Origin of the sequence: Flavobacterium anseongense (genome assembly GCF_021608185.1) — a bacterium.
Classification (GTDB): domain Bacteria; phylum Bacteroidota; class Bacteroidia; order Flavobacteriales; family Flavobacteriaceae; genus Flavobacterium; species Flavobacterium anseongense.
On sequence record NZ_JAKIHN010000009.1, the window covers coordinates 24,433 to 40,545 of the forward strand.

Here is a 16,113-nt window from a genome sequence, read left to right on the forward strand (position 1 = left end):
AATAAATGAAAGCAAACTTTATTGGGCTACTGCTCCTATATGCATTAAGTATAGGTTGCTCTGAAAGTAAATCAGATTCCTTGCCACCAGTATGCGACACTACTAATTCGGAGTTTCATCAACTGTATGACCAGCTAGCTGTAACCTATGATGACAGGGTTACATTTGATACGTCAAGGCACGACTATAGTTTTGAAGTATTAACCCCAAAAAATATATGCAGCATCGGGTACCAAAGTTATCCTGATATTGCTTCTGTCCCATATCGAATAGAAATTTTTGACAATACATCAGCTACTTTAATTTATAGTGGTGACCATGTTTTTTCATCAACGGCAACTTCGTATGTGTCTGTTGGCTCCATTCCATTGTTGGTTGGGCATTCCTATACCATCAAAAGAATACAGAATAACTGGGCACCATACATTACAAATACCATGGGAAGGTTATTGTATAATTCCGGACCAAATTATGTTTTCCCTTTTGTTATGGGTGATCTCAAAATAACGGATGCCTTTGTGTTAAATACAACCTATAAAAGAGGAATACCATTTATTGATATCGTTTTTGAACAATAATGATACATTTTGATAATTATACCGTCCGACGAATAGTAATCAGTGATTTGGAAAACTACTTTTCGCTGATTGAAAATAACCGCAAAAGACTTGAGGATTTTTTTACCGGAACAGTTTCCAGAACACGAACATTTGAAGACACAGAAGTTTTTTTGCGCGAAATAATTCAAAAACGTTATGCTAAACTCTATTATGCGTTTGTTATAGAGAATGATGAAAATATGGAGCTAGTTGGTTTTATTGACATAAAAAACATCGATTGGAATATTCCAAAAGCCGAATTGGGATTTTATACTGATAAAGATTACGCAGGAAAAGGGATAAGCTCAAAAGCATTTTCTTTGTTTGTGGATTATTGCTTTGACCATTTTGGTTTTGCAAAACTGTTTTTGAGAACACACGAAAGTAATATTGCTGCCCAAAAGCTGGCAGATAAAGCTGGTTTTCAAATTGAAGGTAAAATCAGAAAAGACTATAAAACCACAAAAGGAGAAGTGGTTGACTTGATTTATTATGGTAGAATTAAAGAATAGAAGCTGCCAAAAAACAGGCATAAATCAATAAAGGGAAAATTGTCCATCACCTTGCGTTTATTGTCCATTTTATAGCATTTAAAGCTGTCGCATCTTTGCAATGTCAATAACGACAAACAATTTAAATAAATATAAAATGACTACAACAACATTTTCAGTTCCGACAAGAGAACAAGTTTCAGAAAACAATCAAGCTATTTTTGATAATTTACAAAAAGCTTTAGGTTTTGTCCCTAATTTATATGCAACAATCGCATATTCAAAAAATGGGTTAGAAAAATATTTAGCATATCAAAATGCAAAAACATCACTAAGTAATAAAGAGAAAGAAGCCGTCAACTTAATCGTTAGCCAAGTGAACAATTGCATTTACTGTCAAAGTGCTCATACTATTATTGGAAAAATGAATGGTTTTTCAGATGAGCAATTGTTAGACATCAGAAGAGGAAAAAGCACAGATGCGAAATTAGATGCATTAGTAAAATTGGCAGCAGAAATTACTCAAACCAGAGGTAATGCCAATTCAGACATTGTTGATGCTTTCTTCGCTCAAGGCTATACCAACGAAAATTTGGTTGATTTGATTTTGCAGGTAAGCGACAAGACAGCTATGAACTATTTGCATAACCTGACTCAAATTCCGGTTGACTTTCCATTAGCTCCGACTTTATAATTTGTAAATTAGCAAACCAATTCTATTGAGTTGGTTTGCTTTAATTTTATTTAAAATGAACATAGCAGAACAAAAATTTCCGTTGCCACCTTTTACAATGGAAACGGCTTTACAAAAAGTACAATTGGCAGAAGATGCCTGGAACAGCCAAGATATTGATCGGATTGCTCAAGCCTATACTATTGATACAGAATGGAGAAACAGAGTGGAATTCATTAATGGAAGAGAAGAAGTCAAAACTTTTTTGAAACGAAAATGGGAAAAGGAATTGAATTACAAACTCAAAAAGGAACTTTGGGGCTTTCGCGAAAATCGTATGGCCGTTCGTTTTGAATATGAATATCAAACCCAAAGCGGACAATGGTTCAGAGCTTACGGTAATGAATTATGGGAGTTTGATGAAAATGGTTTGATGCGTAAACGTTTTGCCAGCATCAACGACTTGGAAATAAAAAGTGAAGAAAGATATTTATAGTAATGACCAATAAAAACACTTTTACTTTAGTCAATCCTGAAACAGGAAATTTAGCATTCAAGCTTTTTTCGTTTGAAGATATTAGTTCCTTTGACCATATCCAAAGGCTGAATTATTATTCTTTGATTTGGATTCAAAAAGGAAACGGTAAAGTAAAAGTAGACTTTTCAGAATATGATTTCACGGAAAATCAATTGTTGGCTTTTGCTCCTTATCAACCTTTTATGTTAACCACAAATGAAGAGACAAATGGAATTGTAATCCATTTTCATCCTGATTTTTTTTGTATTCACAAACACCATCAGGAAGTTGCATGTAATGGCGTATTGTTTAATAATATTTACGAGCCACCTTATGTAACTATTGATGAAATGACCAAAACCACTTTTAATATGATTTTGGAACAAATAAAAACAGAAATGCAAAATCCTGCATTGGCACAATACGAGTTGTTAATTTCCTATTTGAAAATTATTTTAATTACTGCTTCAAGGCTGAAGAAAGAACAACTATCTGTTGTTTCAGAAACGGCTGAAAATACAGCACCTTTTATTCTGCAGAATTTAAAAAATTATATTGAACTCCATTTTAAAACTAAGCATTCACCAAGTGATTATGCCGATTTACTCAATATAACACCAAAAGCATTGGCAAAAATTGCCAAAACACACTTTAATAAAACCCTGACCAACCTGATTGCTGAGCGTATTATTATTGAAGCAAAAAGAGAATTATATCTCACAAATAAAGCTGTAAAAGAAATTGCATTTGAATTGGGTTATGATGATGAGCATTATTTTAGTCGGTTTTTTAAAAATAATGCCGATGTTTCTCCACAGATTTACAGAGAAACTGTAGGTTTTGCTCGCGCGATGGGTTAATTAGCAACTTTTTTGCAGCTAATGTAAACTACGCGACATTTCACAATTTCATATAGATTTAGCTTTGTACTATCAAAAATGAATCAATTATGAAAAAGCTATTTAAATTAATCCCAATTTTGTTCCTGATCTTATCTTGTCAGGAAGAAGGCGAGTTAACACGTACGCCCCAAAACATCGTTCCAATTACTCCAACAGCAATTTTAAAATACTACGGCACTTTTGAGCCAACAAGCGGAATTGCTGTTGCGGGTGAAGCTAAAATTTATCAGGAAGGAACTCAATACAAAGTCAAGCTGGATAATTTTTCCGTAAGTGATGGTCCGGATTTGAAAGTCTATTTATCAAAAGCAGCAACACCAACAGATTTTGTAAATCTTGGAAATTTGACTTCTCAAACGGTGTATCCAATTCCATCATCTGTCAACATTGAGGATTATTCCCATGTGCTTATTCATTGCCAACAATACAGTCATTTGTTTGCAATAGCTGAATTAATCCAAAATTAAAATTATGAAATCGAAGATTCACGAATACCAAAAAAACAATTTTAAAGTCATGAGTAAAAAATTAGCTTTGATATTAGTCGTATTTGCAAATCAAGGGTTTTCTCAAGGCTGTAGCGATGCCGGAATTTGTTCCATAAACAAAGGCTTTACTACAGAAGAAAAAAACTTTAAAAACCACATAGAGATTGCTGCAATTTTTGGTGCCGGCGAATCGGATGTTCGCTATGTTTCGCCTTATGTTTCGTATACAAAACGTTTCAATGACCGGTTTTCGTTTACCAGCAAAGTTACTTTTTCTACTGCTACCGGAAGTTTTGGAACACGAAGTCAGTTTGGAGATGCTTTTTTAATTGGGAATTATTCGTTTAAAGAAAAGAGCAAGAAACAATGGAGCGCTTTGTTGGGTTGGAAATTTCCTTTTACAGCTTCTAACCTAAAGATTAACGGCTATTCATTGCCTCTGGATTATCAATCGAGTTTGGGAACAGTTGATTTGTTTTTGGGAACTAATCTCAACTATAAAAATTGGGATTTTAATGCGGCACTTCAAATTCCGGTGTTTAATTTGAATAAGAATTCGTATTTTAAAGAGTATGGAGGAACGGATGATTTTCCATCAACCAATTTGTTCGAACGAAAATCGGATGCACTACTAAGAGCAACTTATTCGATGAAAACACCAAATAAAAAATTTACATTCAAGCCCAATGTACTCTTCATTTATCATTTGGGTGAAGACAGTTATGAAAACATTTTTTCCCAAAGAGAAAACATCAAAGGTTCTGACGGTTTAACCATAAACGGAAACCTGATTACATCTTACAGTATTAGTAAACAAAGTAGTATAGAACTTTCGTTGGCGACACCATTTGTGGTTAGAGATGTTCGCCCTGATGGATTAACACGGAGCTTTGTTGCCGGACTTCAATATCAATATTCATTCTAATAAATATTATTCCATAAATGTAAAGTAGCAGACAAAGTGGTTTTTTCATCTGATGTAGCTTTGTCTCTTAAAAGAATAACTAAATTTAACAATCATGAACAAACAAATTTTAATCCTATTAGTTGTATTTATTTCGGTAACAACATTTGGACAAACAGCAGCAAAAAGAACTAAAGAATTCAATTTAGAAAATAAAACAGCCATTCAGGGTTATGATCCGGTGGCTTATTTTACTCAGAAAAAAGCGGTAAAAGGAAAAGCTACTATTGTAGCAATTTATGAAGGTGTGACCTATAATTTTTCTTCACAAACCAATAAAGAGTTGTTTCTAAAAAATCCGGTGGGATACGAACCACAATATGGCGGTTGGTGCGCTTTCGCGATGGGTGATTATGGCGAAAAGGTAGAAGTTAATCCGGGAACTTTTAAAGTTTTGGATGGAAAACTATATCTGTTTTACAATGCATTTTTCAATAACACTTTGAAAAGTTGGAATAAGGATGAGATCAACCTGAAAAAGAAAGCCGATGCCAATTGGAAGAAACTTTCAAACTAATCTAAGAATTCTAAAAATCTAATAATGAAAAACTCAATATTCACTTGGATTGTAAAACTCATCGCGGTAATCATCCTTTTGCAAACACTGTATTTCAAATTTACAGGCGCTGAAGAAAGCGTTTATATTTTTGCCAAATTGGGAATTGAACCTTACGGAAGAATAGGTTCGGGAATTGTCGAATTGATGGCATCGATTTTAATTTTAATACCAAGAACAGCATTACTTGGCGCATTACTTGGTGCAGGAACAATGCTCGGCGCTATTTTTTCACACTTGTTTGTGTTGGGAATTGAAGTAAAAAATGATGGCGGGGAATTATTTATTTTAGCAATAATTACTTTACTTTGTTGTACGATACTAATTATTCAAAACAGAAATAAGATTCAGGATTTGCTTAGATTTAAAATATAAAACTGAGGTATTATAAAAAACGTAATTAAGTTATAAATATAAAAATATGCTCATACCATCTTTGCACAAAACTTTAAATGAATTGGAATTGTTGTTAAATCAACTTTCCAATGATGATTTTATTTCGCCATGTAAGGCTTTGAGTAATTCAACAATTGGCGAACACACCCGACATATTATCGAAATGTTTCAGTGTTTGGGAAATCAATATGAAAATGGTGTTGTGAATTATGACAGAAGAAATCGCGATTACAGAATCCAATCAGATACTCATTTTGCATTGCAATGTTTAACGGATATCAGAAGTCAATTAGAAAGAGTCAATAAAAAGTTACTATTGGAACAAGTTGTTGGTGAAGAAGAATTGCATATCGAGAGTAATTACTTCAGAGAACTGTTATATAATTTAGAGCATTGTATTCATCATCAAGCTTTAATAAAAGTGGCGGTTTTGCAGTTGGAACATTTACAAATTGACCCTGATTTTGGCGTGGCACCATCTACAATCGAATACAGAAAACAATGTGCACAGTAAGTTTTGTCAATGCCAATGGCAAAATTATCATTACTTCCAATCGTGATGAAAAAACATTGAGGCCAAACTCCACTGAACCCAAAAATTATCTTATCAACAACAAAAAAATCATCTTTCCAAAAGACCAAAAAGCTGGCGGAACATGGTTCGCTATTGATGAACATGCTACCATTTTAGTGCTTTTAAATGGTGCCAATGAAAAACACATTCTTAAAGAAAGTTACCGAAAAAGCCGCGGTTTGATTGTATTGGAATTAATCAGCAGCGAATCAGCAATTGCAGCATGGAAGAAAATCGATTTGGAAAACATCGAACCTTTTACATTGGTACTTTTTCAAAACCAAAAACTATATCAATTGAGATGGAATGAAACTGAAAAAAGTACTTTGGAATTGGATACCAATCAAAGTCATATTTGGTCATCATCGACTTTATATCCAAAAGAAATCAGAGAAGAAAGAGCCAATTGGTTTTATACGTTTCTGGATACAGTGCCAGAAGTAAATGCGGATGAATTATTTAATTTCCATCGCTACACCGAAGAAGAGAACACTGAACACGGATTGGTCATCAATAGAAATGAAACTTTAAAAACATTGAGTATAACACAAACCGTAATCGAAAAAAACAAAGTTGTAATTCATTACAATGATTTGATTGCCGAACAGGATTTTTCTAATACCTTTATATCTGTATAATAATATAATAATCTGTCTCCCTGAGCTTGTCGAAGGGCATAACTTATAACTCATAATTCTTGAGACTTTTTCTCCATAAACTCTTCCATTGGGAATATTGGCCATTTCAAGTTGTCTATATTCCTATTTATTTTTTATGGGCGTATTATGCTTTGAAAGCAAGAACGATTTTCTTTTTTAACACCTGTAATCCAACGATGAAAAACGGCGGTTTTGTTATGGATAGCAAAATAGAAATCTATGATTTAATTCCGCAACAGTTTTATCCAACAACAAAATTCGTCAAAGAAAAAATGCCTTTTGATGAAGTCGAAACCTTACTGAAAACTTCCAAAATTAATTTTCCTTTTATTGTAAAACCCGATATTGGTTTGCGCGGTTCGGCAGTGAAAAAAGTAAGCAGTTTAGAAGAATTAAAAGTCTATCACCACAAAGCCAATTTCGATTATTTAGTACAGGATTTGATTCCGTATGAAAATGAAGTTGGGATTTTCTATGTTCGTTTTCCGCATGAAAAACAAGGAAAAATTAGCGGAATTGTAGCTAAAGAATTCCTAATCATTGAAGGCGATGGTTGTTCGACAATTGAGGAATTATTGAAAGCAAATCCACGTTACGAGTTCCAATTAAAAGCTCTCGAAAAAGAATATGGCAGTCAGTTAAAAGCCATTTTAGCTAAAGGAGAAAAGAGAAATTTAGTGCCTTATGGGAATCACGCTCGTGGTGCAAAATTTTTAGATTACAGTAATCTTATTTCACCGGAATTGACAAAAGTCATTGACGAAATGTGTCTTCAAATTCCCGAGTTTTATTTTGGAAGAATGGACTTAATGTACAACACTTGGGAAGAACTCGAGCAAGGCAAAAACTTTTCTATTGTAGAATTAAACGGTGCAGCCAGTGAGCCTACACATATTTACGACCCAAAACATTCACTCTATTTTGCATGGAAAGAATTGGCTCGCCACATCAGTTATATGTTCCGAATCAGTGTTGCAAATCACAAACGCGGATTTCCGTATTTGTCACATAAAGTCGGAATGGAACAATATAGATTACATTTGGAACAAAGTAATAAAATTGTAAATTTTTAATGCAGAATCTTAAGAACATAGCTGTTGGTTTTCTAGTGAGTTTCATCGGTTCTATTCCGTTGGGCTATTTAAATGTTGTCGGTTTTCAGGTTTATGATAAAGCGGGTTTATTTCCAACAGCTTTATATTTATTTGGCGTAATTATTATTGAGTTCTTCGTGATTTATTTCACCTTGATTTTTGCTAATAAGTTAGCTGCCAATAAAAAACTAACCAAGTATATTGAAGGATTTTCGATAGTATTTATGTTTGTTTTGGCGTATGTTTTTTATTCCAGTGCCAATGCTAAAAGTGATTTTTCAACAAGCTTTAATTACGCACCATTCTTATTAGGAATTGTCTTGAGTTGTCTCAATTTTGTCCAGATTCCGTTTTGGACAGGCTGGAATTTATATTTGCTAAACGGAAACTACATCGAAATTTCAAAATCAAGGAAATACTTTTATGTCTTCGGAACCATAACCGGAACATTTTGCGGTATGTTGGTGCTGATTCTTTCGCTTCATTATTTTGCTTCTAATGTTGATTTTTTATCTAAATATTTAATGCAAATCATTATTCCATTGGTGTTTGTCGGGCTCGGATTTTTTCAGGGAATAAAATATTGGATGAAACACAAAAAAGTGTAACTTGTGCTTGTTTATTCATCTGAAATTAATGTGATTATGAAATATCTACTATTATTTTTATGCTCCTTCACGGCTTTTTCACAACTTGATTCCACTTTTGGAACTAACGGACTTACCTCAATACCTGGTAATTCTCCTGTTGGAATAAAGATTGAGACTGACGGAAAAATTTTGGTGTTAATGAAAAAAAATGATGTGGCATCCTTAGTTCGCCTTATGCCCGACGGTACAGTAGATAATACATTTGTTTTCCAAAATTTGGTGATAGCCGGAACTACTTCCTCATATCCTTTGAACATGGCAGTGCAGAATGATGGAAAAATTGTTGCTATAATAAATACCAACACGATAAGCACTAGTAATACTTTGGTAAGATTCAATACCGATGGAACAATTGACAGTTCGTTTGGAAATAACGGATATATCTTTAATGCTTTTCAACAAGGTAATAATATCGTTTCTTATACGAGAATTGCAATAAATCCGATATCAGGGAACATTCTAATAGCCGGAAATATATATATATATCTAGTCCTAGTTCTTATATGCCAATTGTTGTCTGTTATACCTCTTCAGGGATTTTAAATACAGCATTTTATGGATCAGGAATTAGGGGATGGGCACCTTCAGAAAACAGATATATTATGGACATTGTGATTGACACAAGTAGTAAGATTATTGTGGTAGGATATAGAATTTATGGCAGTAGTAGTCCAGAATCCGGGAAAGATGATTGGATATTTCGTATGAATAGCGATGCGTCAACCGATTCAACATTTTCAGACGACGGTTCATTTACCACTAATGTGGGTAGCTATTGGGCCTCGAATTCTAGAAGCGCAAACAGCGAATTCATTAAGGACAATGGACAAATATTGGTAATAGGACAGGGAGGAGATTATTTTACTAAAAAATTCATGGTATACGAGCTTTCCACTGACGGTGTTCTAATGAATGCAGCTATGCCTGTCTTTTTTCAAAAAACAAATTATAATATAGCCAATAAGGTTGTTCGCGACAATGATGGGAAATTTATTTTGGCAGGAAGCATTTTGCATTATAGTGCAGGGGGTAGCTTCGGAATGTTAAAAATTGATTCAAATAATTCCATTGATACAGCCTTTGGTACGAACGGATGGATAACCCATACAGATCAAACAGCAACAAGCAGTTTTGGCGGAATCAATGACCTGAAGGTACAGCCGGCAGATAACAAAATTGTTATTGCAGGAATGACAGCAGCAAACGTTGTTACCATTGCAAGATATCTTAATACCACAACAACAGCACTGCATTCAGATGATTTTCAGGTTGAACACCAGGTGCAGGTATTTCCCAATCCGGCTGACGATAATTTAAACATAAGGATAGAAGATAATTCGCTTCTGAACGAAGAATATGCAATTGCCGATTTAAACGGTAGGATTTTAGCAAAAGGAGTATTGAATAATCCCACTTCCATTATTAACATTGAGAAGCTTTCCAAAGGAATGTACTTCCTGATTATAGCAAAGGGAAACCTGACTGAGAAATTCATAAAAAATTAACGCGCGGTTTACAGTTAATAATTTTCAGTCTAATCATTTCCGAAGTTTTGTTATATTTACCATACTTAAAAATGTAGATGAAGAATATAATCATTACCGGAACTTCGCGCGGAATAGGATTCGAGCTGGCTTTACAATTTGCCAATGCTGGTCATCAGGTTTTAGCCATTTCCAGAAAAACACCACAAGCTTTATTGGGAAACCAAAATATCACTTGTCTTTCCGTTGATTTATCCAAAGAAAACGAGCTTGTTGCTGTTGATAATTTTATTTCACAAACATGGAAAAAAGTAGATATCATCATTCACAACGCAGGAAGCTTGGTCAACAAACCGTTTGCACAAACTACGCAACAGGATTTTGAAAATGTCTATAAAGTCAATGTTTTTGGTGTTGCCAATTTGACCAGAATTTGTTTACCATATCTCAAAAAAGGGAGTCATGTTGTTTCTATAAGTTCAATGGGTGGCATTCAGGGAAGTATGAAGTTCGCCGGACTTTCGGCTTACAGTTCAAGTAAAGGAGCAGTGATTACACTATCTGAATTGTTAGCCGAAGAATACAAGGAACAAGGTATTGCTTTCAATGTATTAGCACTTGGTGCGGTTAATACCGAAATGTTAAACGAAGCTTTTCCGGGTTATGAAGCTCCGATTTCTGCCAAGGAAATGGCCGATTATATTTTCAATTTTGCCCTAACCGGAAACAAATATCATAACGGAAAAATAATTCAGGTTTCATCTTCAACGCCATAATTTTGAGCGAAGTCTTATCCAAATATTTGCCAGAACACGCCGTAATTTCATGCTTTGAATTAATCAAAGAGAACAATGTGCATCTCAAGATTGTCAACGAGCGACAAACACGTCATGGTGATTATCGACGGGCAGTTGGTGGAAAACACGAAATTACGGTCAATGCCAATTTGAATAAATACCGATTTCTAATTACGTTGGTTCATGAGATTTCACATTTGGTTGCCTATGAAAAATACGGACGGCTTATAAAACCACACGGTAACGAATGGAAAATTACCTTTCAGCGCCTGATGGTTCCGTTTATTCGACCTGAAATATTTCCACATTCTGTTTTACCTTTGATTGCCAATCATTTCAGAAATCCAACAGCGAGTAGCGATACCGATGCTCGATTAGCTTACGCCCTAAAACAATTTGACGAAAGAAAACCTGATGTTCATTTCGTACATGAAGTTCCAAGTGGCAGCATGTTCCGAATAAAAAATGGCAGAGTTTTTCAGAAAAAAGGACTTCGCGTAAAGCGCTACGAATGTCTGGAAGTAAAAACCGGAAGATTGTATTTATTTAACGCCAACGCTGAGGTGGAAATAATTCCGGGATAATGATTAAAAAAACTCAGCAACTTAGTACCTTAGCGCCTTAGTTACTTTTAGAAAAAATGAATAAAAATTATTACGCAATAGTAATGGCTGGTGGCGTTGGTTCAAGATTTTGGCCGGTAAGCACCACCGATTTCCCAAAACAGTTTCACGACATGTTAGGTTCGGGCGATACTTTGATACAAAAGACATTCAGTCGTTTATCGAAATTGATTCCGGCAGAAAACATTTTAATTCTGACTAACGAACGCTACAACGATTTGGTTTTGGAACAATTACCAATGGTAAAGCAAGCCCAGATTTTGTTGGAACCGGCAATGCGAAATACGGCACCGTGTATTTTATACGCTTCGTTAAAAATTCAGAAGCAAAATCCAGAAGCAGTTATAGTTGTCGCACCAAGCGATCATTGGATTGAAGACGAAGATAAATTTTCAGGAAATTTGCAACAGTGTTTTGACTTCTGTAAAAATGAAAATGCGTTGATGACTTTGGGTATTCAGCCAACTTTTCCTAATACCGGTTTTGGCTATATCGAGTTTGATAAATCAGATGCAAATCCGATTAAGAAAGTAAATCAGTTTAGGGAAAAACCTGATTATGAAACGGCAAAATCCTTTTTAGATGCCGGCAATTTCCTTTGGAATGGCGGGATTTTTATTTGGAGTGTAAAATCGATTACGGAAGCTTTTGAAAAGTTTCAACCTCAAATGAATGCGTTGTTTCAACAAGGTTCTGAAAGTTATAATACCGATAGCGAAAAGCAGTTTATCCAAACTAATTACGAAAAAGCGGAAAACATTTCTATTGATTATGCCGTGATGGAAAAGGCAAAAAATGTTTACGTTTTACCAGCCACTTTCGATTGGAATGATTTGGGAACTTGGGGTTCATTGCACGATAAATTAGACAAAGACGATAACAATAATACGGTGGTGAATGCGACTGTAATTTTAGAAAACGCCTCCAACAACATCATTCGTTCCGAAGCAAAAAAACTTGTAGTCATTGATGGTTTGGATGATTATATAATCGTGGATAACGAAAATGTACTGATGATTTATCCAAAGAGCAAAGAACAGGACATCAAGAGGATTACGGCTATGGCCGACAAATTATAAATGAGAAAGGAGCAAAGTTGCTCCTTTTTTTATTTAAAAAACTAGGATTTTACGCAACTAAAATAAATTTGTGTTATATTGTATTGCTATTTTAAAAAGTGAGATTGATGTTTGGAAAAAGGTTGTATTTATTTTTCACGTTTTTGTTTTTTGCGCAATTTGCCCAAGGGCAATTATCAAATTTCACTTTAAATGTTACAGCAACGAATGAAACATGTCCTTCTAATGGCAGATTAACTTTTGAGGTTTCAAATACAACTGCGGGCTCTGTAATTTTATATTCTATCTATTTACTTCCTAATGTTACTACACCAATTTCTGTCCAATCCGCCACAACAATTTCGGGATTATCAGCAGGCAGTTATAGAGTTGTGGCAACGCAATCTTTAGGAAGCGAAAGTGGTACACAGCAGCAAGACATCACAATTACTGATGCCATAATTCTTTTAACTTACCAAACAACAAGTACCAATGAAATTTGCGGTAATGACGGAACCATAACGGTCAATGTTACCACTGGTACAGCAGCAAGTTATGAGATTTTTTCGGGACCAATGACTAGACCGTCTCAAACGTCGAATCTTTTTACTGGTTTGACAGCCGGAGTTTATCAGATCAAAGTCATTGATATTTGTGGTCAGGCAATTGTTCAGACTTACGCTTTATTCCGGACTAATACCGATTTAAACTTTACTTTGTACAACCCAATTATGAGTACTTGTACGATGGCCAGTATTGGTGCCGGTTTTCAAATGGCATCGCCGACAGGACTAATAAGATATCCTATTGAGATAACAATTTTATTTACACCTCCATCAGGCCCATCAATTACTTATAATCAAACTTTAACCAGTGGAAATGGATTTTCCCAACAAGTTCCATATTATCCGGGTCAGACAAGTAGCTATTCAATTACTATAACAGATGGTTGTGGCACGGTTTATCATTTAAATGGAGTTGTTGAAGATTTGCCGCCAATTGGTGGACCGGGTTATTCAGTTGCACCTCAGGATTGTGAATTTCAGCTGATAAATTTTACTCACATTACTTCATTGATTTTGGTTTCAGCACCTCCGGGTTATGTGGGTACATTACCTCAGGATTTTACTTCTTCAATAGTCGATACAGAGGTAATTGTTCATGATGTAGTTCCGGGAATTTATGTTTTTAATCTTATAGATGCTTGTGGTAATCCACAGACTGTTACGGTAGAAGTTGAGCCCAACCAAAGTGAAAATCCTCCTTATTTTGTGATTGCAAGCCCAACATGTATAGATGTGACGCTTTACATATATGATATTAATCAGTTGATAATGGTTTCGGCTCCTCCGGCATATACCGTTCCGTTGCCTCATGATTATAGCAGTTTAATTAATTCGGCACATTATGCTGTTTTTGTTCATTTACCGGTTGGAACTTATGTTTTTAATCTTTTAGATCGATGCGGATATCCGGTAACTATGACTGTTGTTATAGTTTCACAAACGCATCCTCCGGGAATATCTATTAGGGAAGGATGCGAAAATGGTGTGGGTTCATTTCGAATTTTGGGAGATTTGGTGACGATATCAATAGTATCAGCTCCAACTGCTTATACAGGTCCGGTGCCGGCTGATCTGACAGGAAATATTCTCTCAAACGGAACGATATTAACAATGGATAACTTGCCTCCGGGAGTTTATACTTTTCAATCTACCAATTCTTGCGGTGGTTCTTTTACAACTAATGCAACTATTACAGGTTATCAGGAAAATACAAATGCCATAATTACTCCCAACTGTGGTTCATTCAATCTTACTTTGAATCATACTAGTAATAATAATTCCGGTGCTACATATTGGTTGCAAAAATATAATCCCACAGGCGGAAACTGGGTGCATCCTCTAACAGATGCGGTTTATGTAGATGGTTCAGTTCCTACTATAACAGATTCATTTGAGCTACAAAATAATACTACAACTTTTAACATAGCTTTTATTGGTCATTTCAGAATATTAAAAGTATTTAGAACATTTAGAAATGATAGTCCTTCCCAGGTTAATTGTTTTAGAACTATTTATGAATTTGACTTTTATAATGTACCGAGAATTATAGATGTGTATCCCGTTTCTTGTGGTGCTACTTTTGAAGTTGTGGTGAATGCTGTTGGAAATTCAGCGTTGACTTATCGAATAGTTGCTAAAAACAGTCTACCTTTTTTAATAGAAAACGGAAGTTCTAATCTTTTTTCAGGCTTAGAACCGGCGACATATACTTTTGAAGTTGAAGATCTATGTCATAATAGTGCAAACAGTATATTTCAGGTTTTGAATCCGGAACCAATGACAATTACCAGCTCCGTTTCTTGTGATGGAGAAAGTGCTTCTTTAACTGTACCAAATTTCCCTTTTCTCACTTATCAGTGGTGGAAAGACAACAATACAACAACTATTTTGAGCACAACTAATGAATTAAGCTTTCCATCTTTTAATTCAACTTTAGATAATGGAATCTATCATGTTAGAATAACCTATTTGGGAAATCCAGGTTCATGCCTTAACCAAGTCCTTGATTATGAAATCCTCTTAAATAATATTACTCCACAAGCTGGTGATGATAATACTGTTTCCTATTGTGGCAGACAAGGAATCATCGATATGACCACTTTATTGACAGGAACTTTTCAACCTTCAGGAACTTGGTCAGAAATAACCACAAGTGGAACCTTGACAAATAATTTATGGGATTCATCAACTGTTTCGTTTGGAACCTATCAGTTTAAATATACTGTTTCAGGAAGTTGTAGTTCGACAGATGACGCATCAATTAATATTACGATAAAGGCTATTCCACAAATACCAACTGCCAGTGCAGATCCAATACAATGTGAAACTCAAAATGTGAATCTGTTTGCCACTTTTGTAGCAAATGGAAACTATAATTGGATTGGGCCAAACGGATTTACTTCCACGCTGCAAAACCCAGTATTAAATTCTGTTTCCACTAATGAAAATGGGACTTACACAGTTAATGTAACTCAAAATGGCTGTCAATCGGGAAATTCAAGTGTTGAAATTCTGGTTAATCCTTTGCCAAGTTTTGCCTTAAACCAAAGCTGTGTTGGGAAAGACTATCAGGTTTGGTATACCAGACAAAATGAAGCTTCTTTTGATGAAGCCAATTCAACATTTAGCTGGACTGGCCCAAATAATTTTACAAGTAATCAGAGTCTGATAACGATTACTGGTGGCAAATTAGGAATTTATTCTTTAAGTATTACAAACCAATTTGGCTGTGAAGTGACTAACACTATTGATGTTGCAAGGAATATTTGTTTTATTCCAAATGTCATTACACCAAATAATGACCAAACAAATGAAAGTCTCGATTTAACAGGATTTGGTGTTGACAAACTTGAAATCTACAATCGTTGGGGTAGAAAAGTGTATGAAAAAAGTAATTATTCAGACGAATGGCATGGTCAGAATATGAACGGTGGCATATTGCCGGATTCTACTTATTACTACATTATTAAATTAGATACGGAGGAAATTAAAAATGGCTGGATTTTCCTGACAAGAGGATGAT

General features: G+C 34.9%; 19 protein-coding genes. All 19 read left to right on the forward strand.

Features of this window, described 5'->3' with window-relative positions; translation table 11 throughout:
• Positions 1-5 precede the first annotated feature (5 nt).
• The gene (locus L1S35_RS11565; protein WP_236400838.1) at positions 6-578 is read left to right on the forward strand and encodes a hypothetical protein; all 573 of its coding nucleotides are present in this window, start codon (positions 6-8) and stop codon (positions 576-578) included.
• Positions 578-1,111, forward strand: coding sequence for a GNAT family N-acetyltransferase (locus tag L1S35_RS11570; RefSeq protein ID WP_236400840.1), 534 nt, complete (start codon positions 578-580; stop codon positions 1,109-1,111). The genes L1S35_RS11565 and L1S35_RS11570 overlap by 1 nt, the downstream gene beginning before the upstream one ends.
• Positions 1,112-1,247: 136 nt before the next feature.
• The gene (locus L1S35_RS11575) at positions 1,248-1,784 is read left to right on the forward strand and encodes a carboxymuconolactone decarboxylase family protein (protein WP_236400842.1); all 537 of its coding nucleotides are present in this window, start codon (positions 1,248-1,250) and stop codon (positions 1,782-1,784) included.
• 55 nt (positions 1,785-1,839) lie between these two features.
• Positions 1,840-2,259: a nuclear transport factor 2 family protein gene (locus L1S35_RS11580; RefSeq protein ID WP_236400844.1), complete on the forward strand. Its 420-nt coding sequence runs from the start codon at positions 1,840-1,842 to the stop codon at positions 2,257-2,259.
• Between the two features lie 2 nt (positions 2,260-2,261).
• Positions 2,262-3,140, forward strand: a complete 879-nt coding sequence (locus tag L1S35_RS11585) for a helix-turn-helix domain-containing protein (RefSeq protein ID WP_236400846.1) — start codon at positions 2,262-2,264, stop codon at positions 3,138-3,140.
• A gap of 89 nt (positions 3,141-3,229) precedes the next feature.
• Complete coding sequence (locus tag L1S35_RS11590; RefSeq protein WP_236400847.1) at positions 3,230-3,649, forward strand: DM13 domain-containing protein; 420 nt, start codon at positions 3,230-3,232, stop codon at positions 3,647-3,649.
• A 4-nt stretch (positions 3,650-3,653) separates the two neighbouring features.
• The gene (locus L1S35_RS11595; RefSeq protein WP_236400849.1) at positions 3,654-4,595 is read left to right on the forward strand and encodes a hypothetical protein; all 942 of its coding nucleotides are present in this window, start codon (positions 3,654-3,656) and stop codon (positions 4,593-4,595) included.
• 94 nt (positions 4,596-4,689) lie between these two features.
• The gene (locus L1S35_RS11600) at positions 4,690-5,151 is read left to right on the forward strand and encodes a YHS domain-containing (seleno)protein (protein WP_236400851.1); all 462 of its coding nucleotides are present in this window, start codon (positions 4,690-4,692) and stop codon (positions 5,149-5,151) included.
• Positions 5,152-5,175: 24 nt separating this feature from the next.
• Entirely contained in the window at positions 5,176-5,565 is a 390-nt protein-coding gene (locus tag L1S35_RS11605; RefSeq protein ID WP_236400853.1) for a DoxX family protein, read from the forward strand.
• Between the two features lie 46 nt (positions 5,566-5,611).
• The gene (locus L1S35_RS11610) at positions 5,612-6,100 is read left to right on the forward strand and encodes a DinB family protein (RefSeq protein ID WP_236400855.1); all 489 of its coding nucleotides are present in this window, start codon (positions 5,612-5,614) and stop codon (positions 6,098-6,100) included.
• Positions 6,088-6,798: an NRDE family protein gene (locus tag L1S35_RS11615; protein ID WP_236400858.1), complete on the forward strand. Its 711-nt coding sequence runs from the start codon at positions 6,088-6,090 to the stop codon at positions 6,796-6,798. The genes L1S35_RS11610 and L1S35_RS11615 overlap by 13 nt, the downstream gene beginning before the upstream one ends.
• Positions 6,799-6,857: 59 nt before the next feature.
• A complete protein-coding gene (locus L1S35_RS11620) occupies positions 6,858-7,892 on the forward strand; it encodes an ATP-grasp domain-containing protein (RefSeq protein WP_236400860.1) in 1,035 nt (344 codons plus the stop codon).
• A complete protein-coding gene (locus L1S35_RS11625; protein WP_236400861.1) occupies positions 7,892-8,521 on the forward strand; it encodes a hypothetical protein in 630 nt (209 codons plus the stop codon). Before L1S35_RS11620 ends, L1S35_RS11625 begins: the two co-directional genes overlap by 1 nt.
• Positions 8,522-8,557: 36 nt before the next feature.
• Positions 8,558-9,106 carry a hypothetical protein gene (locus L1S35_RS11630; protein ID WP_236400863.1) on the forward strand — a complete coding sequence of 183 codons (549 nt, stop codon included), beginning with the start codon at positions 8,558-8,560 and terminating at the stop codon, positions 9,104-9,106.
• 59 nt (positions 9,107-9,165) lie between these two features.
• On the forward strand, positions 9,166-10,068 hold the full coding sequence (locus L1S35_RS11635) for a T9SS type A sorting domain-containing protein (protein WP_236400865.1): 903 nt from the start codon (positions 9,166-9,168) through the stop codon (positions 10,066-10,068).
• 77 nt (positions 10,069-10,145) lie between these two features.
• Positions 10,146-10,823, forward strand: a complete 678-nt coding sequence (locus L1S35_RS11640; protein WP_236400867.1) for an SDR family NAD(P)-dependent oxidoreductase — start codon at positions 10,146-10,148, stop codon at positions 10,821-10,823.
• Between the two features lie 2 nt (positions 10,824-10,825).
• A complete protein-coding gene (locus L1S35_RS11645) occupies positions 10,826-11,428 on the forward strand; it encodes a SprT-like domain-containing protein (RefSeq protein WP_236400869.1) in 603 nt (200 codons plus the stop codon).
• Between the two features lie 56 nt (positions 11,429-11,484).
• Entirely contained in the window at positions 11,485-12,546 is a 1,062-nt protein-coding gene (locus L1S35_RS11650; RefSeq protein ID WP_236400871.1) for a mannose-1-phosphate guanylyltransferase, read from the forward strand.
• 107 nt (positions 12,547-12,653) lie between these two features.
• Positions 12,654-16,112, forward strand: coding sequence for a T9SS type B sorting domain-containing protein (locus L1S35_RS11655; protein ID WP_236400873.1), 3,459 nt, complete (start codon positions 12,654-12,656; stop codon positions 16,110-16,112).
• Position 16,113 lies beyond the last annotated feature (1 nt).